At 70.3% G+C, this 21,104-nt stretch carries 15 protein-coding genes; 2 read left to right on the top strand and 13 right to left on the bottom strand.

What is annotated here, in order from left to right:
- Window positions 1-55: 55 nt before the first annotated feature.
- From ACFQRJ_RS10385 to ACFQRJ_RS10355, 7 genes are all read right to left on the bottom strand, one after another.
- Window positions 56-1,003, bottom strand: a complete 948-nt coding sequence (locus ACFQRJ_RS10385; RefSeq protein ID WP_377018977.1) for a D-2-hydroxyacid dehydrogenase — start codon at window positions 1,001-1,003, stop codon at window positions 56-58.
- Between the two features lie 23 nt (window positions 1,004-1,026).
- Window positions 1,027-1,935, bottom strand: a complete 909-nt coding sequence (locus tag ACFQRJ_RS10380; protein WP_377018975.1) for a carbohydrate ABC transporter permease — start codon at window positions 1,933-1,935, stop codon at window positions 1,027-1,029.
- 1 nt (window position 1,936) lies between these two features.
- Entirely contained in the window at window positions 1,937-2,881 is a 945-nt protein-coding gene (locus ACFQRJ_RS10375; RefSeq protein WP_377018974.1) for a carbohydrate ABC transporter permease, read from the bottom strand.
- A complete protein-coding gene (locus ACFQRJ_RS10370; RefSeq protein ID WP_377018973.1) occupies window positions 2,878-4,185 on the bottom strand; it encodes an ABC transporter substrate-binding protein in 1,308 nt (435 codons plus the stop codon). Before ACFQRJ_RS10370 ends, ACFQRJ_RS10375 begins: the two co-directional genes overlap by 4 nt.
- A 136-nt stretch (window positions 4,186-4,321) precedes the next feature.
- Window positions 4,322-6,478: an alpha-amylase family protein gene (locus ACFQRJ_RS10365; protein WP_377018972.1), complete on the bottom strand. Its 2,157-nt coding sequence runs from the start codon at window positions 6,476-6,478 to the stop codon at window positions 4,322-4,324.
- Window positions 6,475-7,341, bottom strand: a complete 867-nt coding sequence (locus tag ACFQRJ_RS10360) for an NAD(P)-dependent oxidoreductase (protein WP_377018971.1) — start codon at window positions 7,339-7,341, stop codon at window positions 6,475-6,477. Before ACFQRJ_RS10360 ends, ACFQRJ_RS10365 begins: the two co-directional genes overlap by 4 nt.
- Entirely contained in the window at window positions 7,338-9,500 is a 2,163-nt protein-coding gene (locus tag ACFQRJ_RS10355) for a family 10 glycosylhydrolase (RefSeq protein WP_377018970.1), read from the bottom strand. Before ACFQRJ_RS10355 ends, ACFQRJ_RS10360 begins: the two co-directional genes overlap by 4 nt.
- Before the next feature lie 70 nt (window positions 9,501-9,570).
- On the opposite strand from ACFQRJ_RS10355, the gene ACFQRJ_RS10350 reads away from it, so the two are divergent.
- A complete protein-coding gene (locus ACFQRJ_RS10350) occupies window positions 9,571-10,467 on the top strand; it encodes a hydroxypyruvate isomerase family protein (protein ID WP_377018969.1) in 897 nt (298 codons plus the stop codon).
- Window positions 10,468-10,553: 86 nt separating this feature from the next.
- A complete protein-coding gene (locus tag ACFQRJ_RS10345) occupies window positions 10,554-11,261 on the top strand; it encodes a GntR family transcriptional regulator (RefSeq protein WP_377018968.1) in 708 nt (235 codons plus the stop codon).
- Between the two features lie 322 nt (window positions 11,262-11,583).
- Here ACFQRJ_RS10345 and ACFQRJ_RS10340 read toward each other — a convergent pair whose 3' ends face one another.
- From ACFQRJ_RS10340 to ACFQRJ_RS10315, 6 genes are all read right to left on the bottom strand, one after another.
- Window positions 11,584-12,717 (bottom strand): acyltransferase family protein, encoded by a 1,134-nt coding sequence (locus tag ACFQRJ_RS10340; protein ID WP_377018967.1) that lies wholly within the window; start codon window positions 12,715-12,717, stop codon window positions 11,584-11,586.
- 190 nt (window positions 12,718-12,907) lie between these two features.
- Entirely contained in the window at window positions 12,908-15,658 is a 2,751-nt protein-coding gene (locus ACFQRJ_RS10335) for a hypothetical protein (RefSeq protein ID WP_377018966.1), read from the bottom strand.
- 22 nt (window positions 15,659-15,680) lie between these two features.
- On the bottom strand, window positions 15,681-17,891 hold the full coding sequence (locus ACFQRJ_RS10330; RefSeq protein ID WP_377018965.1) for a glycoside hydrolase family 3 N-terminal domain-containing protein: 2,211 nt from the start codon (window positions 17,889-17,891) through the stop codon (window positions 15,681-15,683).
- A complete protein-coding gene (locus ACFQRJ_RS10325; protein WP_377018964.1) occupies window positions 17,888-19,192 on the bottom strand; it encodes a glycosyl hydrolase in 1,305 nt (434 codons plus the stop codon). The genes ACFQRJ_RS10330 and ACFQRJ_RS10325 overlap by 4 nt, the downstream gene beginning before the upstream one ends.
- Window positions 19,189-20,115: a carbohydrate ABC transporter permease gene (locus ACFQRJ_RS10320; protein WP_377018963.1), complete on the bottom strand. Its 927-nt coding sequence runs from the start codon at window positions 20,113-20,115 to the stop codon at window positions 19,189-19,191. Before ACFQRJ_RS10320 ends, ACFQRJ_RS10325 begins: the two co-directional genes overlap by 4 nt.
- Complete coding sequence (locus tag ACFQRJ_RS10315; protein WP_377018962.1) at window positions 20,112-21,095, bottom strand: carbohydrate ABC transporter permease; 984 nt, start codon at window positions 21,093-21,095, stop codon at window positions 20,112-20,114. The genes ACFQRJ_RS10320 and ACFQRJ_RS10315 overlap by 4 nt, the downstream gene beginning before the upstream one ends.
- Window positions 21,096-21,104: the final 9 nt, after the last annotated feature.

The raw sequence follows: 21,104 nt of genomic DNA, 5'->3' as shown, positions 1-21,104 counted from the left end.
GGTGCGCGGCTACGTGCTGTCGTCGCCCGGGCACCGCCCCTCAGCGCCCTACACGTCAGTACCCCGCATCCCGATCCACGATGTTGCGCAGCTCCTCGCCCCGCACCCACCGTCGGACGTTCTCGAGCATGATCTGCCGGCCGCGTTCGACCGTCGCCGGTGTGGTCGCCGCATTGTGCGGGGTGATGATGGCGCCCGGGGCGTTCCACAGCGGGCTGCTCACCGGCAGGGGTTCGACCGCGTGGGCGTCTATGCCGGCCCCGCCGAGGTGACCCGAGCGCAAAGCATCGACAAGGGCGTCCTCGTCGACGATCCCGCCGCGGGAGGTGACGATGATCGCGGATCCCGGCGGCATCAGCGCGATCTCCGCGGCGCCGATCATTCCCGTCGTCTCAGGGGTCAGCGGGGCCGTCACCACCAGCATGTCGCTGGTGCTCAGCAGATTGCGCAGCCCGTCGGCGCCGTACCGCAGACTCACCAGTCCGTCGCACTCCGCTTCGCCCCGGCGGCGCAGGGCCGTCACCTGCATGTGGCAGGCCCGGGCCTTGGCTGCGAGATCCTTGCCGCTGTGGCCGTACCCGATGATCCCGAGGCGCGTCCCGGCGAGTTCTCCGTGCACACGCCGCTGCCAGACGTGACGCTGCTGCGCCGCGGCCCAGGCGGGGGCATCGCGGCTGATCATGAGCATCAGCATGAGGGCGTGCTCGGCAAGGGGGATCGCTCCGTTGCCGGCTGCGGAGGTCAGCGTGACCATGGCGGGCACGGAGCCGGGCCGCAGCCACGCGTCGACTCCCGCGGCAGTGCTGTGGACCCATTCGAGGGACGGGAAGGCTCGCAGGTCGCTGCTGGGAGACGCCCCCAGCAGCGCGCGGACGTCGTCCGCGGGCTCGCCCGCGTCCAGGTCCGCCACGCTCTCGCCGGCGGCCTCCCGGATCGCCTCGAGGTCCGCACGAGCGCTGCCGGTCACCCCGATCCGCGCCGGGCTAGCGGCCCACGCGCTCATGCCGCTGCCGCTGCTCAGCCCGCTCACTTCAGCCCCGTGGTCGCGATACCGCGGATCAGGTGTTTCTGGGCGAACGCGAAGAACAGCAGCAGCGGGATCAGCGACAGCAGGGACATCGCCATGAGAGTGCCGGTCCCCTGCTGTGACTGGGAATCCACGAGCGCGTTGAGCGCGATCGGGACGGTGAACACCGAGGAGTCCGTCAGGTAGATCAGCTGTCCGAAGAAGTCGTTCCAGGTCCAGATGAACGTGAAGATCGTGGTGGTGATGAGGGCGGGCTTCATGAGCGGCAGGATGATGCTGCGGAACACCCGGAACGGTCCAGCGCCGTCGATCGCGGCCGCCTCGTCCAGCTGGCGCGGGATCCCGCGGATGAACTGGACCATGAGGAAGATGAAGAACGCGTCCGTGGCGAGGAACTTGGGCAGGATCAGCGGCACGAACGTGTTCACCAGCCCGAGGCTCGAGAAGACGATGTACTGCGGGATGATGACTGCGTGCATCGGCAGCATCACCGTGACTAGTACGATCGCGAAGTAGACGTTTCGTGCGCGGAACTCGAGCCGGGCGAGGGCGTAGGCGGTCAGCGAGCAGGACAGCAGATTCCCCAGGATGGCGCTGACGGCGACCACCGCGGAGTTGCTGAAGAACACCCAGAACGGAAACCCTCCCACCATCCAGCCGTTGATGAAGTTCTCGAGTGTGAGCTCGGTGGGGATGATGCTGGGGTCGGTGAGCACCAGGTGCGAGGGCTTGAATGCGCTGACCGCCATCCAGATCAGTGGGTAGAGCATGAAGAGCCCGAAGAGGACCAGTCCGCAGTGCCGGATGATCGCTCCACGGGTCCGGGATCGGCGCATCGAGGGCGCCGCGGCGAGCCGTGGCGCGGTCTCCCCGGCGGCCGGGGCGGGGTCAAGGGTGGAAGTGGCCATATCAGTCTCCGTAGAACACCCAGTACTTGGACAGGGTGAAGTGCAGGGCGGTGATCAGCGCGATTGCGAGCAGCAGCACCCAGGCCAGAGCTGAGGCGTACCCCATGTCGAAGTTCACGAAAGCCTGCTGGTAGATGTACAGGGTGTAGAACAACGTCGAGTCGACGGGGCCGCCCGTGCCGCTGCTGATCACGTGGGCCTGCGTGAACGCCTGGAACGAGCCGATGGTCTGCAGGATCAGGTTGAAGAAGACGATCGGAGTCAGCAGGGGGATGGTGACGTGACGGAACATGTGCAGCTTCGAGGCCCCATCCACTCTCGCCGCCTCGTACAGCTCCTCCGGGATCTGCCGCAGCCCGGCCAGGAAGATCACCATCGGCGAACCGAAGGTCCAGACGTTGAGGACGATCAGCGTCCACAGGGCGCTGTCCGGATTCTGCAGCCAGTTCGCGCCGTCGATGCCGATCAGGGCGAGAGCCTGATTGACCAGGCCCTCCTGTCCGAAGATCTGCTTCCACAGCACCGCCACGGCCACACTCGTGCCCAGCAGAGAGGGCAGGTAGTACGCGCTGCGGTAGATGGACAGCCCGCGCAGTCCCCTATCCAGCACGAGAGCCAGCGCGAGCGCGAAGACCAGCTGCAGCGGCACCGAGACCAGCACGTACATACTGGTCACGCGCGCCGACGCCCAGAACCTGTCGTCGCCGAGCATGCGCTGGAAGTTGTCGAGCCCGATGAACTCGGGCGCGGTCATGATGTTGTAGTCGGTGAAGGAGAGGTACAGCGAGGCCAACATGGGCGCGGCCGTCACCAGCAGCAGTCCGGTCAGCCACGGCGACATGAACGCGTGCGCCGCGAGCTCCTGATTGTGCCGCGTCTTCCGCCGCGGCCGCGGTGAGCCGGCCGAGGCCTCCTCCGCCGCCGGCGCCGCCGCGGGCGCGCTCATCCGTCCTCCTCACCGCTGGCGGCGCGATCGATGCCCTGGTTGATCTCAGCGATCATGTCTGCGGCCCCCTCGGGGATCGTCGAGCTGCCGCTGGTGATCTCCTCCAGCACCCGGGTCATGACGGTGCGCCAGGTGCTCGATCCGGCGGGTGCCTCGTACCGGGGCTGGCGATCCACGTCGCGATCCTCGGTGACCACGTCGAGCATCTTCTTCTCGTTGTCGCTGGCGAACTCCCTGTACTCCTCGGTCACCCTCGGGTTCACCGGAGCACCCATCGTCAGGCCCACGATCTTCAGCATGTCCACGGTCCCGTGGGTGAAGTTGAAGACTTCACCGGCCAGCTCGGCCTTCTCGTCACTGGCGTCGGCGTAGATCGCCTGGCGGGGATAGTAGAGGAACTGGTGCCCCTCGGGCGCCGATGGGTCCACGGGCAGGTGCGAGAGACCGAACTCGAAATCGGGGAACATCGTCGCGTCGTCGACGATGTGGTTGGAGTTGCTGAACCAGGCCAGGCAACGGTCGCCCACGTCCTCCCAGCCGGCCGCCACGCCGTCCTGCTCCCCGATGCTGGGGGTGGCGCCGGCCTCGCGGAGGTCCTCCCACCAGGCGAACCAGCTCTCGAGACCCTCCTGGGTGTAGCCGATGCGGCCGTCCTCGGTCCACAGCTGTTCGCCGTGCTGGCGCAGCCATCCCTCGAAGGGCAGGTCGGCGTCGGCGGCGTAGGCCACGGCCCAGCGATCCTCCGTGTTCGAGGAGTAGTCCTTGGCGAACTCGGCGAAGCCGTCCCAGTCCCACGACTCGGGCCAGTCCACGCCGTCCTCTTCGGCGAAGGTGGCGTTGTAGCGGATCACGGGCACGAAGATGCCGAACGGCATCGTGTTGTGCTCGCCGTCCAGGGAGAAGTCCTCGATGTCCTGCTCGGAATAGTCACTCAGGTCCAGGCTCCCGACGCTGTCCAACGGCCGGTAGAGGCCATTGGCGTAGTAGGTCATGACCTGCGCGGAGGGGATCCAGAAGATGTCGGCGACATTTCCCGCCGCCATCTGGGTCGTCATGCGCTCCTGGAACGCGGAGTATTCGGCGAACTCCACCGTGAGGGTGAGGTCCTCGTTCTGCTGCTCCATCAGGTCGAAGGCTTCCTGATAGTTCTGCTGCCTGACGTTGTTGCCCCAGAAGGCGTAGCGGACGCCGCCGTCAGCGCTACCGCCTCCACCTCCTGCCACACCGCCGCAGGCGGCCAGCGCGCTCGTGCCGGCTATCGCGCCGGCTCCGGTGAAAAGACTCCGTCGGCTGAGGTGACGCATTGCTGTGCTCCCGTCGTTGGAAGGACCGAGGGCTTCGTAGCCCCCATGTGGACAATCCTCGCGAATGACAGATTGTCTGTCAAGAGTACATGCCTATCTGGCTCAGCTTCCTTGGGCCGCACGGTATGGCCGTGCCTCAGCACCGGACGGAGAGAGCCTCGAAGACGTCGACCGGGGGCGTGCGCACGCTCAGCGTCCCGGCCGACCAGTCCCACTCGAGGTCCTCACCGGCCACGAGCGCGCGGACTGCCCGCGGCTCGGCCTCGCACGGGATGTCCAGCTCCGCCACCCCGGTGGTCACGGGGTCGACGAACCGCTGGGGTCGTTCCCCGCTGCGGTTGATCAGGTGGATCAGCGGGCCCTTTGCGCCGCGACCCGGCACGATTCGCACGAACGAGGGCACGGTCGCCGACCACCGGAGGTTCGCAGGCCCCGCGGTCGCCACCGTCTCTGCGAGCGCCGCGGCCACGGCCGACAGGCCGAGCTCGCGCAGCACCTGTCCGGGCAGCCAGGGCAGCACCGTCACCGATCCGCCCGTGGGGCACCGCCGGCGGATCCGGCCGGCATGACCGGTGGGTTCGTTCCCATAACACTTCTCCGGCGGGCCGTACAAGGAACGGCCCAGAACGGGCCAGTCGACCTCGAGCGCGGCGGCGTCCCCGGCCGTGCCGTCTGCCCCATCGTCGCCCGACGAAGCAGTCCCATCGATCACGCCAGTCACACCGATGGCCCGGAACTCCCCGATCACGGGCACGTGGAGGGGTGCCGCATCCCCGGACTGCGGCCCGTGGGAACGCGTGGTACTTTCCGTCGGCCGCATACCGCCGGCGACGGACCGACCGATGTCCAGGTGCAGAGAGCGCAGCGATTCCTCGGTGTCGAACACCGCCTTCTGCGCGAGGTGCTCGCCACCGGCATCGAACTGGTGCCCGTTCGGGGACCAGCCGGAGCTGCCGGTGGCGATCACGGCTCCGCCGGCGGCGACGAAGCCGGTCAGGGCGACAGTCGCCTCCTCGGGCAGGTCGCCGAGGTCGGGCAGGACGATCAGGTCCACCCGGTCTCGGGAGATCGTCGCGAGTGCAGGCTCCGCGAGCACCACGAAGGGGATGTGGTTCTCGCTGAGAGCGCTGTGCCACCCCTCGAATTCACGGCGGCTGCGGACGTGCCCGCCGCGCGGCCGTACCAGTGCGGTGCGCGCCGTGGCGACGAGATCGGTGTATTCGCTCTGATGGTCGCGGTGGAAGCGGGTGATCGCCTCGCCGGCCTTCAGAGCCTGGAACGGACTGTCGGCCGGCGTACCCATGATGTAGGTGGACGGCTGGGCGCCATGGGCGATGGACTGCACGGCGTACTGCTCCATGTGCCGCGGGTCCTCCCCCGCCCAGCGGTACGGCATGTCCATGAAGGCCACAGCGTTGACGAAGACCGTTCGGGACGGGTCCTCGGAGCGCGCGACGTCCACGGCGTCGGCGGTGGCCTGGTGCCACAGCTCGCGGCCGACGGCGTTGTTGGCCTCGTGGAACGTGATGTCGGCACGATCGCCCTGGATGAGCGCGGCGCCGGGGGCGAGCCGGCGCACGTGTGCCCGCATCCGCTGATTCAGCTCGGCGAGCACGGCCGCGGTGTATACCTTCCACGTCCCATAACCCTCATCCTCGGGCCCGGCCGGAAGTGGCACGCCGGGGGCGAACCGCGCGAAGCCGCGACGGCACGCCTCGCACTGGCACACACCCCAGTAGCGGCGGCTGTAGTCGACCTCGTTGAAGGACATCCAGTTGAAGAAGAGCCCGCAGATGGGGTACCTCTCCAGCACCTCCGCGACGACGTCGAACATCTCGCGCTGGTAGTACTCGCCGCTGGGGCAGACGCTGCGATAGCCGTTGTACACCTGGGGCCGCCCGTCCGGGGCGACGAAACACCACTGCGGATTCCGCTCCGCGCGCCGCGCGTCGACCTTCGAGAAATCCATGCGGGCCAGGACGCGGATGCCGCGGGCCTCTGCGGCACGCGTCGCGTCCCCCACGAGGTCGCCGGAAGGGCGCCGGTCCAGCCGCGGGTTGACCGTCTGGGCCTCGAGGCGACTGGGGTAGTTGGCGATGATGCCGCCGACGCTCAGCAGCCAGGTGTCCGCCCCGTAGGACTCGATGGCCGTGAGCACGGCCTCGACGTCCAGCTCGGCGTCGATCTCCCGCAGGTTTGTCTGGAAGGTGCGGAACGGCTGGTGCCACCACTGCGCCCCGTCGCGGGGGTCCTGGCCAGCAGCGGGCTCGCCCCCTGCCATCTCGCCTGTCATCGAAAGTCCTCGCCGAACAGACGGAACAGCGCGGAATGGTCCAGCTCCTGCCATTGGCGGGAGATGGCCTCGTCCATCTGGGCGGCGACGACCTCAATCCCCGGCAGCGTGAGGCCCCGGTGCGCGGCAACGTCCTCGGCGAGACGCAGGTCCTTGCGGTGCAGCCGCAGCCGGAAACCGGGGTCGAACGCGCGCTCGACCATCCTCTGCCCGTGCAGTTCGAGGATCCGCGAGCTCGCGAAACCGCCGTCGAGAGCGGCGCGCACCCGTTCGGGATCGATGCCGGAGGCCTCGGCCAGTGCGAGCCCCTCGGCGACGGCCTCGATGGTCATGCCGACGATGACCTGATTGACGACCTTCGTGGCCTGGCCGGCGCCGGGTGGTCCCATGTGGGTCACGCGGGCCCCGAGGATCTCCAGCAGGGGCATCGCCCGCTCGACGTCGGCGTCCTCACCGCCGACGAAGATGGTCAGGGCACCATCGCGCGCGCCCACCTCGCCACCGGAGACGGGAGCATCGACCCAGCCGCCGCCGGTCTCGCGCACGGCCGCGGCCAGCCGCTCGGTTCGCACGGGGGAGATCGAGCTCATGTCGATCACCAGCGCACCGTCGGCGAGCCCAGCGAGCACACCGTCCTCGCCGCGGAGCACGGTCTCGACGTCGGGAGTGTCCGGCAGCATGAGGATCACCGCTTCGGCCTCCGCGGCGGCTGCGGCTGGCGTCGACGCGGCGGTGGCTCCGGCGTCGACGAGGTGCTGCGAGCGTTCCTTGACGCGATGGACCTGCAGGTCATGTCCGGCGTCGAGGAGGTTCTTCGCCATGGGGGTGCCCATGACGCCGAGTCCGATGAATCCGATTCTCATGCTTGCCCTCCGTGTTGCACCGCATCGGTGCGGGTCGGTGTCCAGGTCACGTGGACGACCTCGAGGTCGTCGACGGTCTCGAGCGGGATGTGCAGCCTGCCGTCCCGCTCCTCGGTGCGGGCCGGCCCACCGGCAATGACGAGATCGGCGGTGCCGAGTTCAGCGCCGTCGGGGATGGTCAGCACGACCTCCTGGTCATGCAGAGGCAGAGCGTCGTGGCGCTGCCCGCGCATCGCCATGGGGTCGGTCAGGTTCACCACGGTCACCGCGATCTCGTCCTCGCCCTCGCGGACCGCGAGGTCCACCAGGCCCTGCCCGTTCACGCTCACGCGCGAGGGCTGCTGCCCCAGTACCCAGGTCACGGAGTCGGCGATCAGACGGCCGTGGTCGGACTGGAGTGCGCGCCAATAGACCTCGCCGATGTCGAAGGCGATGTGCACGGTGCGCCCTCCACCCGCATGCTGACGTGTCACCACGGCGGGCGGAGTCGGGCCGGGGCGGGGGTAAACCTCCTCCATCGGCAGGTCGGGATAGTCCGGGACGAAGCGGAAGGCGACGTCCGCGTCCGGCAGCGCTTCGATGTCCAGTACGTGGGCGCCGGCGAGTATGCGCTGGGCGCCGTCATATCCCGCGGTGAGCGGGTGGCCGGCCTCGAGGCTCATGTACTTGTTCTTCAGCGGGCCACGCACGCCGCCGGTGAGCCGGACCCCGAGCAGGTCCCCGAGGGCCAGTCGGCCCGGGCTTCCGTCCGAGCCGCCGGTGAGCCCGGCGTCGTACCCGGCCACCAGGCCGCCGCCGTCGGCGACGTACTGCTCGATGGCAGCCACGGTCGCCGGGACGAGATCGGCACCTGTGGGGATCACGAGCACCCGCACGCCGCGCAGGCGCTGGGCGGTCAGTGCCTCCTCGGCGATGTACTCGAAGGGGATCCGGGCCTCGATCAGGGCCTGGTAGACGCCGTCCTCGTGCGCTCCCCCGCCGTGGCCCTGCCCGAAGGGGGTCGCCGAGGCGCGGTCCACGCAGTCCAGAAGCGCTACCTCCGCGGTGTGGCGCAGGTGGCCCGTGGCCTGCTCGACGCGAGCGTGCAACCGGAAGGCGTCGGCCATGGGTTGGACCCACCGCGTGTCGAAGCATTCGCCCTTGAACTTCGTGAACCACGGGAGGGCCCCGTGCGCGAACCCGTCGACGACGAGCCCGCGGGTCTCGTGGGGGTCGGCGACGGAATCCTTCCAGCGCAGCTCCCCGTCCTCGGGGCCGACGGAGGTGATCAGGGCGACGGGCCGGTCGGGGTACAGGCCGCGCGCACGCTTGCCCACGCGACCCGGAGTCCATGAGGCCTCGAGCCCGGACCGCCCCTGCTTGTCGACGAAGAACATAGGATACCGGTCCTCGACGAGATCGCTGTCCAGATCACGGGTGAGGGCGCCTCCGCGGTTGGGGATGAACCGCACGTGAGGGCGGATCTCACGGACGGCGTCGTCCCAGTGGACGACGAGCTCGCTGAGCTGTCGGCGCCGCCACGCGGTGAAGGCGGGCCAGGCGGGATCGGAGGGGTCCGTCTCTACGGGCAGCTCCTGCCCGGTGGCCGAGAGGAAGGCGGCGCGGGTGAGCGGGTTGTAGCTGACGCGGCGGCGCCCCTCCCAGCGGTTGGCGAAGACGGCGTCCACGTCGTACTCGCGCACGATCTCCTGGGCGATCTGCGTGGTGAACTCCCAGTGCGAGGGGCTCATGGGGTCGGTCCACCACAGGCCCGGCATCGACTCGTGCTCCACGGGCGCTCCGTCGAGACCGTGGTCCAACCACTCGGGATGCGCCTGCGCGGCTTCGGCGTGGACGGCGTGCGGGTCCACACGTGCCATGACGTGCATGTCGAGGCCGCGAGCAGCCTCGACCAGCTCGCCGAACACGTCCCGGTCCCCCAGGTGCGTACTGCGGTAGTGGTATGGGATCTGCGTGGGATAGAAGGCCATGTACCCGCCGGCGCTGAGACACAGCGCATTGGATCTGGTCCGCGTCATGACGTCGACCCAGAAGTCGACGTCGAGCGCGGAGGGGTCGTCCTCCGTGAGTGTCAGCTGCGTCCATCGTGTCGCGCTGAGGTACCACTGCGGGCTGCGCACTGCACTGGTCAGCTCGGGCTGGGCTTCGTCGATCGTCACTGATCCCCCTTGAGATGAAGTAATTGTTAGACATGCTGACATGTATAGCTTCATATGACAAGATGGCGGCATGGATTCCCACGTACAGACAGGATTGACCTGGCATCGATATGACGTCAGCGCGAACGTCTCCCTGCTCTTCACCGAGCTGCCCCTCCTTGAGCGCTTCGCCGCGGCACGGCAGGCCGGTTTCACGGCCGTGGAGTGCTGGTGGCCCTTCCCCACCGCCGACCCGGACCCCGGTGCGGTCGAGGAGATCCTCGAGACGATCGAGGACTCGGGCGTGAGACTGACCGGCATGAACGTCTTCGCCGGGGACATGGCCGCCGGCGAGCGCGGCATCGCCTGCGCCCCGGAGCGCGCGGACGAGCTGGAGGCTTCCCTAGCCGTGCTGCGCACCATCGCCCAGCGCACGGGCTGCCGCGGCTTCAACCTGTTGCACGGACAGGTGCCGCCGGACGCCGACCAGGCGGCGCAGGAGGCGGCGCAGGAGGCGGCGCGCGAAGCGGCCGTGCACGCCTACCGTCGGGCCGCCGAGACCATGTCGGGCCTCACCGCGCGCGACGGCAGCGACATCAGCGACGGAGTGATCCTGGTCGAGCCGCTCGCCCGCGGCCTCAACGGCGCATACCCCCTGGAGACCGCGCAGGACGCGCTCGAGCTGATCGACGAGGTCGGCGCGCCGAACGTGATGCTGCTGCTGGACACGTTCCACCTCACCCGGAACGGGGTCGACATCGTGGATCTCATCGAGGGCGCCGCCGACCGCATCGGTCATGTCCAGCTCGCCGACTCCCCGGACCGCGGCGAGCCGGGCGGCGGCTCCGTGGATTTCGCGGCGATCGGCTCGGCTCTGCGCGCTCACGGCTATACCGGCACCGTCGCCGCCGAGTACCGGCCCACCGAGGAGACGCTGCGCACTCTGGACTGGCTGACTCCGGCACCGGACTCGCAACCGCTGGCATGATGTAAGCCCGGGAAACATGCCGGACATGTGTAGTGTCCGCAGGGAACGTCGCCGGTGTTGGCGGCATGGACGGAAGAGGAGTCGCCGTGTCGACACCATCGAGCCAGTTCAAGCTCGGGCCAGCGTCACTGACCGAGGCCCTGTTCGCCTCGTTGCGTGAGCGCATCATCAACGGCGAGATCGTCCCGGGCGAGAAGGTCACCGAACAGCGGGTGGCCGGCGAGTACGGCGTGGCCCGTCCCACGGCGAAAGCATGCCTCGAGCGTCTCACCTCCCTCGGCCTCCTGCGACGCACCGCGCACCGCTCCGCCTCCGTGCCCGTGCTCGACGCGAGCGAGATCGAGGACCTGTTCTTCAGCCGGGAGACGTTCGAATCCGCCGCGACGGCGCACCTGGCGCAGGCTCGGAATCTCACCGACGACGTCGCACGTGCCCAGGCAGCAATGACCCAGGCCGCCGAACGAGCGGATTTCCGCGATCAGGTCCAGTACGACATCGACTTCCATTGGGCTCTGGTCAACGGCGTCGCCAGCGACCGGCTCAGCCGCATGTACGAGATCATCGCCGGGGAGATCCACTTGACGATGGGGCAGTACGCGGCGCATCGACGCACCTCCCCCACCACCGTTGTCAGCGAGCACGACGCCATCATGACGGCGATCCGCGACGGCGATGTGGACGGTGCGCGAGCCGCACTGGCGACCCATCTGAGCCGGGCGCGCGAGAGAGTCCTAAAGCAGGTCGCGGGCGGATCCACTCCGGCGAAGAGCGGCGCTGGGCCCGGGGATGACTGACACCGGAGCGCGAGCGCGGTAGCCTCACCGGCCCACCCGGTCACCGCACGCCGCGCGGCGCTCCCAGGGTCCGGCCCGTCAGGAACTCGCCCGCGAATCTCTCGTGCTCCAGCGAGAGCGGCTCGCCGCGCATCAGTGCTGACATAACGCGAACGCGCGATCATGCACGCTGGGCGCTAACGGCTACCGCGGGCGATGCGAGCGGAATCTCCTCGCGCCGGCAGTGCACGGAGAACGCCGCTGTCAGGACAGGGTGCGCCGGGCGCCGCCGTCGCTGCGGTCACGCCTCATGTCACCGAGCGTCGGATCACCGGGCGTCGGATCACCGAGCGTACGGCGACGCGTCCTGTGCAGGGGCCGACGCGTCGACGGGGGCGGCGGGCACCGCAGCAGGAGCTCCCGCCGGCACCTTTGCGGCGTCGTCGGCCATCGCAGCACCCAGACCGGGCGCAGTCGCTGCTGCCGCCGCCTCCCGGGCACGCTGGGGAACGCGGGCACCGTCGAGGCTGGGGAAGGCATAGAGGAAGGACGTCCACGGCCGCAGGCGGATCGCCAGCAGGCAGACGCCGAGCGTGACCGTGAAGGAGATCGCGAAGCCGACCGAGCCGGCGGGAAGAGCCAGGTAGCGGGCCAGGAGCTCGGCGATGGGCAGGTGCACGAGGTATGCCACCACCGAGTTGCGGCCGATCCATTCGAGGCCGCGCACCAGCCAGAACCGTGGCAGGCGCTGCGCGATACCGATCGCAGCGACCACGCCGATCAGCATCGCGATCTGAGAGATCACCGGGGTCAGCGGGGCGCGGTCGAGCCAGACGGCGTAGGCCGCCCAGCCCAGAGCCACCACAGTAGCGGGCACGAGAACCGGCAGCGGCACGTTACGGGAGGTCAGCGGTTTGCGCAGAGCCGCTCCGGCGAAGAAGAAGACCGCATAGAGCAGGAACTTGTCGGGCCGGTAGATGTAGGGGTCCAGGTGCACCCCGATCGGCGGCAGCAGCGTCCACAGCGCCACGCTCGCCACCGCGATCCAGGCGGGGTTGATCTTCTGGGTCACGAGCCCGATGACGTAGTACACGAACAGCGCCAGCAGGAACCACGTGTACATCCCGTTGCTCCACCAGTACGGATCCTTCGCCATCTGCCAGCCCGCCAGGGGCAGCATCACGAAGGACCACAGCAGCCAGGGCCACAGCAGACTGCGTGCCTTGCCGGCCAGGAACCGCGGTGTGGGCTTGGCCAGTGCCCTGGGAAGCAGGATCCCGGAGGCGAACAGGAGGATCGGCATCCGGAAGGGGGCCGCGGCCTCGGAGACCAGGACGGCTCCGTGCGGCGCGGGACCGTCCCACACCTGCTGGACGAGGCTGATGTGGAGGGTCATCACCAGCAGGATGGCCACTCCGCGCAGGAGGTCCATCCATTGCATCCGCCCGCGGGCAGGAGCCGGTCCGGTTCCGTTCATGGGGAGTCAGACTAGGCCGGATACCGCCCCGATAGGTTGCGCCACGGCGTCGCGAACGCCACAGAGTCGTCCCGGAAACCGTGCGGATCGCGCCAACTCGGGACATATCGCCGCCGCTCCCGCTGCCGGGACGAGCGGGCCGGGCCCGTCCGGGAGGCCCGGCCCGCCGGCATGAGTCCGCGGAGGGCGCTCAGCCCTCCCGCAGCACGGTCTCCGCTCGGTTGCCGGCGTAGTCCTCCAGCACTGCGACCACACGGGACTCCGCGGAGGCGAGCTCCTGGACCAGGGAGCCACGGTCGGCGCGCCCGCGGATCCAGTGGTCGCGCTCGCCCTGGCTGTAGGTGGTCTCGAAGCGCAGCGGCTCGCCGTCCTCGGTCACGGTCAGAGTCGACCAGTCATCCAGCGCGGGCCGGCGCAGGGTCAGGGTGGTGCCGTCGAACTCCGCGAAATCCTGCGGGTAGGGCTCGACCTCGGTGTCGACGAAGGCGGCGATCACGGAGACCGGCGTGACCCGGCGATCGTCGACGGTGGCCAGGAACCGTCCCCCGGCCGTGGGAGCGCCCGTGATCTGCACGCTGGTGGCACCCTTGGCGGGCTTGACGGTCGCCGTGAAGGGGCTCGTGCCGGCGTCCAGGGCCTCCACGGTGACGCGGGTGCTGGGGTGGCCGGGCTGCGACCAGCGGACGGTGATGGTGCCGTTCTCGGCGGCCTCGGCCTCGACCTCGCCGGCACCGGCGCTCAGGTCGTAGTCGAGAGTGGCGGGGCGGCTGAGCTGCCCGTCGTGCCCGACGGCTACCAGCTCGAGCGTCCCGCTGGTGCCGGCGAAGTCCTTGACGTACAGCACGTCGGAGAACACGGCACCGAGGTGCTCCCCGTCGGCGGAGACCTCGTAGCGCGAGATCTTCGCGAAGTCACCGAGCTCCCAGCCCAGCAGCAGCTCCCCGGTGGCGGTCAGGGCCTGACGGACCGCGAAGCCGTGCGGCCGCTTCGGGGCCTTCAGGGTGTCGGGGGCCACGGTCAGGGCGCCGAGGTTGATCTGCACTGTCTGCTCCTCGGCAGTGTGCAGACCGGCCGCGAGGGCGATGAGGGTGCGGCCGGCGTGCTCGGCGAGGTCCACGCGGAGACGACCCCACTCCCCCGCCGCGAGCTCGCCGTCCAGCGGCAGCCGGACCAGCGTGGCCGGGTCGTCGGCGAAGGCCACGGCCAGAGACAGCTCCACGTCCCCGGCGGGCACCTGGGCGGTCAGCTCGGCGGCGCTGGTCGCGGTGACCTCGAGCTCGGTGCGGAACAGTCGCAGGGTCGCCTCGCCCTCCAGGGTGCCCTCGATCACCAGGGAGGAGCCGCCCTCGTAGGCTCCGACGGGCATGTAGCCGAAGCGGTCTGCGGACACGTAGTCCGGCCCGTAGTCGAAGTCGGCGCGCAGGTCGCCGTCGCCCTCGAACCACCACTGCCAGGTCACCGGGTGGTCTTGGACGCCGATGTTGCCCCACTCGGCGCCGGAGACCTGCTCGCCCTCGCGCCAGTACCCGAGGCCGTGCCCGGTGGAGAAGCCGGTGTGGAAGGCGGTGCCGGTGATGGCGCTGCGCTCGGCGATGTAGGAGCTCATGCCCTGCCACGCGTCCTCGGCCGGGGCGCCGGCGCCCTCGCGGGTGCCGGTCCACCACTGGCGCGCCCGATCGAAGGCCTCGTGCTGGAGGGCGTTGTCGGTCTTGCCGTCCATGTCGGAGTGGGTGAAGTCGCTGCCCAGGGTGGCGATCGCCGTCATCGGCGTGCCGTCCTCGCCGCGCACGTCACGCAGGTCGTAGGGCTGGTCGAACTGGTACATGCCGGCCTCGACGCCGGTGAACACGGCCTCGCGCGGCGCGAGGCCGAGCGAGCGGGCGTGATCGGCGGAATCGGTGAGCATCTCATGGTCCCACCAGTAGTTCAGGAAGATCGAGTCGGCCACGCGGCCCTGCTCGTCGTTGATCACCCAGGGGCTGTTGTTCGCGTTGAACTCGTTCTGGTAGTCGATGGTGCCGGCGTCGGTGACCGAGTCGTACCACTGCACGTACAGTCCCTCGGCGCGCAGGGCGGCGAGGAACTCGCGGTAGGTGGTCCGCTCGCTCTCGTCCATGGACACGCTGACCTGCTCCTGGTTGACGAAATACCCGTCGAACCCGAAGTACTCGGCCATGCGCGCCAGCTGCCGCACCGCGGGGAAGCTGCCGTCCTCGTCCCGCACCAGCAGCTCGGCGTAGTGCTGGGAGCCGCGGTCGTTGTCGGAGAAGAAGACGGTGCCCAGGATGCGCACGCCATTGCGGTGGGCGGCGTCGGTGTAGCCGGGATTGGGGAGGTTGACCGCACCGAACTCGAACCAGCGCTCGGTCCACTCCTCCTCCGGGTCGTAGAGCTCCTTCGGGGTGCCCACGGCGGCCATGCCGTGCCAGGAGGCGTGGACGTCGGCGTACTGCCAGTACTCGAACAGGTGCTGGGCGAAGACGTCGGTGTAGGGGTGGCTCTCGAAGAAGGCGTTGCCGTAGTCGCCGGCGAGGACGAGGGACTGCGTCTCGGCCGGCAGCTCCGGATCGCGCTGCGCGGCGGCCAGCACGGCGGCGCGCTCCTGCAGCGGCACGCGGGCGCGCAGCAGCTCGGCATCCGGATCGGTGCTGGGATCCCAGGCCAGGACCTGGTCGGGGTTGTAGGCGCGCTGGGAGGGCTGGTTCTGTCCGGGGGCGCGCTCCCCGGTCCACGGGAGGGTGTCGGCGGCGAGCACCTCGGTGGCGGTGGCGCCGAAGGCGGCCAGGGCCGCCGCGGTGGCGGTGGCACCGACCAGCAGGGTCCGGCGCGAGCAGCGGGCCCCGAGCGGGCCGCGGGCAGCGGCCTGCACCGAGGAGACGGCGGAACGGGAGGCGGGCGCGCCGTGGACGGTCGCGGGGTTCGAGGGGGTGGGCTCAGGCATGGGTACTCGGTCCTTCCGGAGTTCAGGCGGGGACGACGGTGCGGGTGCAGCCGTCGGCGTCGAGCTCGGTGACACAGGTCGGGTCGGTGGGATCGGCGAAGAATCGCTCGAGCGGGCAGGTCAGCTCGATCCGTCGGAACTGGCCGGGCTCGAGCTCCACCCGGCCCAGGGCCAGCAGCTCGCGCCGGCGGGGGATGCGGGTGCCGCCGCGACGATGGCCGAAGACGGCCACGGGGGCCGCGGTGGGCCGGTCGGCGCCGCTGGTCACGGTGATCGTGAGCCGAACCTGCTCGGGGCCGACGGTCGCCTCCAGCGCGGTCACCTCGACGCGGTGATGGCGCAGACCGTGCCCGAAACCGAACAGCACCGGATCCGGCACGTCCTGGTAGGAGGCCTCGTGACGGTCGTTGTACCGCAGCGGCAGCACCGCGGGGTGCCGCGGCAGCGTCATGGGCAGGCGGCCCGCGGGCTCGGCCCGGCCCAGCAGCAGGTCGGCGATCGCCTCGCCCCCGAAGGGGCCGGGGTAGCCGGCCCAGAGGGTGGCGTCGGCCTGCTGGACCACCTCGGTCAGCACGTGCGGGCGCCCCGCCACGATCACGGCCACCACGGGCACCCCTGCGGGGGCGGCCGCGCGGACGGCACGGATCAGGGCGTCCTGCTCACCGGGCAGGGAGATGTCGGCACGGTCGACGCCCTCGCCGCCGGTGGCGCTGCCGGCCCGGCCGGCGATCGCCCCGTTCTCGGCGAACTCGTCGTCGTAGGAGCGGTGGCTGGTGCCGCCGAGGACGGCCACGATCGCCGAGGCGCCGGAGAGGTCCGCGCGGGCGAGCTCGCCGGGAGCGGCCGACGGGATGGCCTGGACGTCGGCCTCCGGCAGGGCCGCGGCCAGCGCCGCGGCGACCGAGAGCGCGCTGCCGGCGGGCTGCGGGGCGACATAGTCGCCGAGCAGGCAGGGCACGTCGTCCGCGTAGGGGCCGACGACGGCGAGACGCTCCAGGACCGAGGGGTCCAGCGGCAGGGCCCCGTGGTCGTCCTCCAGCAGCACCAGGGAGGAGCTCGCCAGCTGCCGCGACGCCGCGCGGGTGTGTGCCCGGGCGACCTCCAGACGCTCGGCGGCGGCCTCCGCCCCGCGCTCGGGCGGCGGCGCGAGCAGACCGAAGCGGTCCTTGAGGGCGAGCACGCGCGCGGCGGCGACGTCGACCTGGGCGGCCACCCGCTCGTCCGTGGCCGCGAGCTCGTCGAGCGTGGTGAAGCCCTCGTCGCACAGGGACAGGTCCACCCCCGCCAGCAGGCCGGCACGGCCCGCGGTCGGCAGGTCGCCGGTCATCCCCGCCAGGCGGTCCACGGCGAACATGTCCGCCATGACGATGCCCTCGAAGCCGTGCTGCTCGCGCAGCAGGCCGGTCAGCAGCTCGGGATTGCCGCAGCAGGGGACGCCGTCGATGTCGTTGTACGCAGCCATGAACCCGGCCGCGCCAGCCTCGATGCCGGCCAGCACCGGCGGCAGGTGGATGTCGGCGAGGTCGTACGGGCCCAGGTGGGCGGACTGGCCGTTGCGGCCGCCGACGGCCTCGCCCTGGGCGGCCAGGTGCTTGAGGACAACGCCGACGCCGTCCCCGCCCAGACTCGCTCCGCCGATCCCCTGCATGCCGCGGACGATCGCGGCGGTGAGGGTGGCGGCCAGCAGCGGGTCCTCGCCGAAGGTCTCCTCGGATCGTCCCCAGCGGCCGTCGCGCAGCATGTCCAGGGCGGAGACCAGGGCCAGGTGCACGCCGCTGGCGGCCAGCTCCGCGGCCACGGCACAGGACGCCTCCTCGAGGGCATCCGGGTCCCAGCTCGCCGCGGCGGCGAGGTTCACCGGCAGCACGGTGCCGCCGAGCGCCTGGTGGCCGTGCGGGGCCTCCTCGGCGATCAGCGCGCCGACGCCCTGCGGGTGGGCGGCGCGCACGGCGTCCTGGATCGTGGCCATCGCCTCGGCGCGCTCCTCGGGGCGGATTCCGCCGTTGGTCCAGGAGCGGCCGGACCACGCGTCGGCGCGCATCGGGGCGTACAGGGCGCCCATCCCCTGCCAGTGCTCGATCTCGGCGAGGGCCTCGTCCGTGAGGGCGAAGCCGTCGGCGCTGCGGCGCAGGGCGTGCCATCCCAGCAGCCGCTGGTTCAGCTGGCCGACCTTCTGCCGGGTGGTCATCGCCGCCAGCGCGGACCGGACCCGGGGCGCGGAGGCGGCGCTCATGAGCCCACCCCCAGCGCCTCGGAGTCCGACACGGCCGAGTACCCGCTCCCCTCGCCGGGCTCGACGCGGTGGACGCGGTCGATGCCGCGCTCGGCCAGGGCCTGCGGGTCGGCGGCCACGCGAGAGGTGACCACGGCGGGCCGGATCCCCTCGGCGGCCAGGTCGTTCCAGGCGGTGAACACGGCGCCGCCGGGGGCTGCGTCGGCCCGCCGCAGCGGGACGTCCTGCTCGTCGACGTCGATGACCACGGCCTCGCGGCGCGCGGCAGGAGCCTCCGGGCGGCCCCGCAGCTCCGCGGCGACCTCGGCGAAAGCCCGACCGATGGGCTTGACCTCCCCGGCGGCGTCGATGAGACCCAGGGAGTACTCCAGCGGCGGGAAGTCCGCCAGGGAGCGGTCCACGTCGTGCGAGCACCACCAGGTCACGCCCCACAGGTCGGGGCTATCGGCCGCGTGACGGGTGGCGGCGGTGCAGAAGGCCGCGGCGTCGGACTCCTCGAGCACGCTCAGCGGCGCGCCGATCTCCTGAAGCCACACCTGGCGTCCGGGAGCGGCGAAGGCGCTCGAGAGCTCGGTGAGGTACTCACCGTGGCGCAGGCTCTGTCCCGACATGCCGCCGTACTGCTGGGCGGTGCCGTTGAAGATCCAGGAGTGGATGGCGGTGACGTCCCCCAGGCGCGAGGCGTGGGCGGGTTGGAAGGGATGGTCGTCGAGGTACCACACGGCGTCGTACTCGGCGTGCAGCCGCAGCCGGCCCTCCTGGGAGGGCACGGCCCCCAGCAGGGAGGTGATCCAGTCCTCGGCCTGCTGGGCGTCGGCCCTCATCGGCGAGGGATGAGGATCCCCGGAGAACTGGTTGACCTCGTTGCCGAGGGTGAGGGCGAAGTAGGCCGGCAGGTCCGCGAGGGATTCGTGGACCCGAGCGGTCAGCTCGACCTGCGCCTCGACGACCTCTGGGTCGGTGAACATGTTGCGCGCGTGCCAGGAGGTCAGCCACGCCGGCAGGAAGTCGTAGCTGGACATGTGGCCCTGGATGACGTCCACGGCCACGTCCAGCCCCGCCTCGGAGGCGATCTCCGCCATCCTGCGCACGTCGGCCAGAGCCTCCTCGCGCACCAGGGTGCGGTTGGGCTGCAGGATCGGCCAGAAGGGGAAGATGCGCACGTGGTCCATGCCCAGGGAGGCGATGGTCTCCAGGTCGCGACGTACCTCCTCCCAGCGCGGGCTGAGCCAGGAATGGAACCACCCATCGCGGGGCACGTAGTTCACGCCGAAGCGCAGGGGTGAGGCAGGGGTCGTCATCCCTTGATCCCTCCTTGTTCGAGACCGCGCATGAAGTACCGCTGCAGTGCCACGAAGAGCACGATGATGGGGATCAGCGCGATGATGGTGCCGGCGGCGATGAGGCGCGGGTCGTCGTAGAACGTGCCCCGCAGGTAGTTCAGGCCCACCGTCAGGGTGTAGTTCTGCTCGCTGGTGAGGATGATCAGCGGCCACAGGAAGTCGTTCCAGGAGCCGACGAAGGCGAAGATCGCCACCACGGAGATGACGCCCTTGACCTGGGGCACGCACACGCGCAGGAAGCGCTGCCAGGCGTTCGCGCCGTCGATGACGGCCGCCTCCTCCATCTCGTCGGGGATGCCCAGGAACGCGTTGCGCATCAGCAGCACGTTCAGCGGTGTCACCAGCATCGGCAGGGCCACGCCCAGCAGGGTGTCGGTCAGGCCGGCCGAACGCACCAGCAGGAACTGGGCGATGATGATCGCCTCCAGCGGCACCAGCATGGCCGCCACGAAGGCGCCGGTCGCCACCGGGCGCAGCTTCCAGCGCAGTCTCCCCAGGGCGAATCCTGCAGCCGTGGCCAGCACGATGTTCCCGCCGATCACCAGCGCAGCGACGATGAAGGAGTTCGCCACGAAGGTCAGCACCGGGATCCGCTCGGCCACTCCGGTGAAGTTCTCGAACGTGGGATCGGAGGGGAGCAGCTGCGGCGGCCGCTGGTAGAGGTCGTCGTCCGGGCCCTTGAAGGACAGCGACAGCTGCCACAGCAGCGGTCCGGCGAGCACGACCAGCATGATCGTCAGGACCGTGTAGCGCAGGACCGTCGGGCTGCGGAGCGTCGGCCGGGGGCGCCGGGTCGGGCGGGTGGCCTCACGGCCGGTCTCCTGCCGGGCGGGGCCGTCCGGGGACCGCCGGTCGACGGTCTGCGGCGTAGTGCCGGTCATGACTTCTCCACCTGTCGGTTCTGCACGACGATCTGGATCGTCAGCAGCACGGCGAGGATCACGAACATCACCAGGCTGATCGCGCCGGCGTAGCCGGTGCGCGCCTGCAACCCGGTGCCCTCGCGCTGGATCAGCATGGTCATGGTCAGGACGCCGCCACCGGGGCCGCCGGTGCCGCCGGTGAGCACGTAGACCTCTCCGAACACGCGGAAGGCCGCCACCGAGGAGAACATCGCCACCAGGGTCATGGTGTTGCGGACCCCGGGAATGGTCACCGACAAGAACTTCCGCACCACCCCGGCGCCGTCCATGGCGGCCGCGTCATACAGCGAAGGATCGATGCTCGCCAGGGCGGCGAGATAGATGACCATGTAGTACCCCAGACCCATCCACACCGTGACGAACATGGCACTCAGCAGCAGCAGCCATCGATCGGTGAGGAACGGGATCGGCGCGGAGATCATCTGCAGCCACTGCAGGGTCTCGTTGACCAGGCCGCGGCGCTCGAGCAGGTTGGTCCAGATCAGACCCACCACCACGGCGGACATCACCACGGGCATGTAGTACGCCGTGCGGAAGAAGCCCATCAGCCGCCCGTCGCCGGCAGCGAGAGCGGCCAGGATCAGCGGCAGCACCACGATCACCGGGACCACCACGATCACGTACAGGGTGGAGTTCAGCAGGGCGGTGGCGAAGCGTTCGTCACCGAGCAGGTCCCGGAAGTTCTGCAGGCCGACGAACCGGCCGCCGCGGAGCATGGTGGCATCGGTGAACGACAGCGCCAGCGTGTTGAAGAACGGGAAGATCGTCATCACGGTGACGACCAGCAGCGCTCCTCCGCTGAACAGCAGCGGGACGTACCAGGGCGAACGCGCCCAGTGACGGGACCGGCGCCGACGGCCCGCCGGGTGCGGCGCCGCCCGCTCCGCCCCGGCCGCTGCGGGCCGGGACGGTTCGGTGGTGGTGGGTGTCTGACTCACAAGGACCTC

The sequence above is a fragment of the Brachybacterium sp. GCM10030252 genome (genome assembly GCF_042666535.1).
Lineage (GTDB): Bacteria > Actinomycetota > Actinomycetes > Actinomycetales > Dermabacteraceae > Brachybacterium.
This window is presented reverse-complemented; position numbering and strand designations above follow the sequence as displayed.

Coding starts and splice junctions, on each gene's coding strand:
- ACFQRJ_RS10385 (WP_377018977.1), bottom strand. CDS start 1,003: ATGAGCGCGTGGGCCGCTAGCCCGGCGCGGATCGGGGTGACCGGCAGC.
- ACFQRJ_RS10365 (WP_377018972.1), bottom strand. CDS start 6,478: ATGACAGGCGAGATGGCAGGGGGCGAGCCCGCTGCTGGCCAGGACCCC.
- ACFQRJ_RS10380 (WP_377018975.1), bottom strand. CDS start 1,935: ATGGCCACTTCCACCCTTGACCCCGCCCCGGCCGCCGGGGAGACCGCG.
- ACFQRJ_RS10360 (WP_377018971.1), bottom strand. CDS start 7,341: ATGAGAATCGGATTCATCGGACTCGGCGTCATGGGCACCCCCATGGCG.
- ACFQRJ_RS10375 (WP_377018974.1), bottom strand. CDS start 2,881: ATGAGCGCGCCCGCGGCGGCGCCGGCGGCGGAGGAGGCCTCGGCCGGC.
- ACFQRJ_RS10335 (WP_377018966.1), bottom strand. CDS start 15,658: ATGCCTGAGCCCACCCCCTCGAACCCCGCGACCGTCCACGGCGCGCCC.
- ACFQRJ_RS10330 (WP_377018965.1), bottom strand. CDS start 17,891: ATGAGCGCCGCCTCCGCGCCCCGGGTCCGGTCCGCGCTGGCGGCGATG.
- ACFQRJ_RS10320 (WP_377018963.1), bottom strand. CDS start 20,115: ATGACCGGCACTACGCCGCAGACCGTCGACCGGCGGTCCCCGGACGGC.
- ACFQRJ_RS10325 (WP_377018964.1), bottom strand. CDS start 19,192: ATGACGACCCCTGCCTCACCCCTGCGCTTCGGCGTGAACTACGTGCCC.
- ACFQRJ_RS10340 (WP_377018967.1), bottom strand. CDS start 12,717: ATGAACGGAACCGGACCGGCTCCTGCCCGCGGGCGGATGCAATGGATG.
- ACFQRJ_RS10350 (WP_377018969.1), top strand. CDS start 9,571: ATGGATTCCCACGTACAGACAGGATTGACCTGGCATCGATATGACGTC.
- ACFQRJ_RS10370 (WP_377018973.1), bottom strand. CDS start 4,185: ATGCGTCACCTCAGCCGACGGAGTCTTTTCACCGGAGCCGGCGCGATA.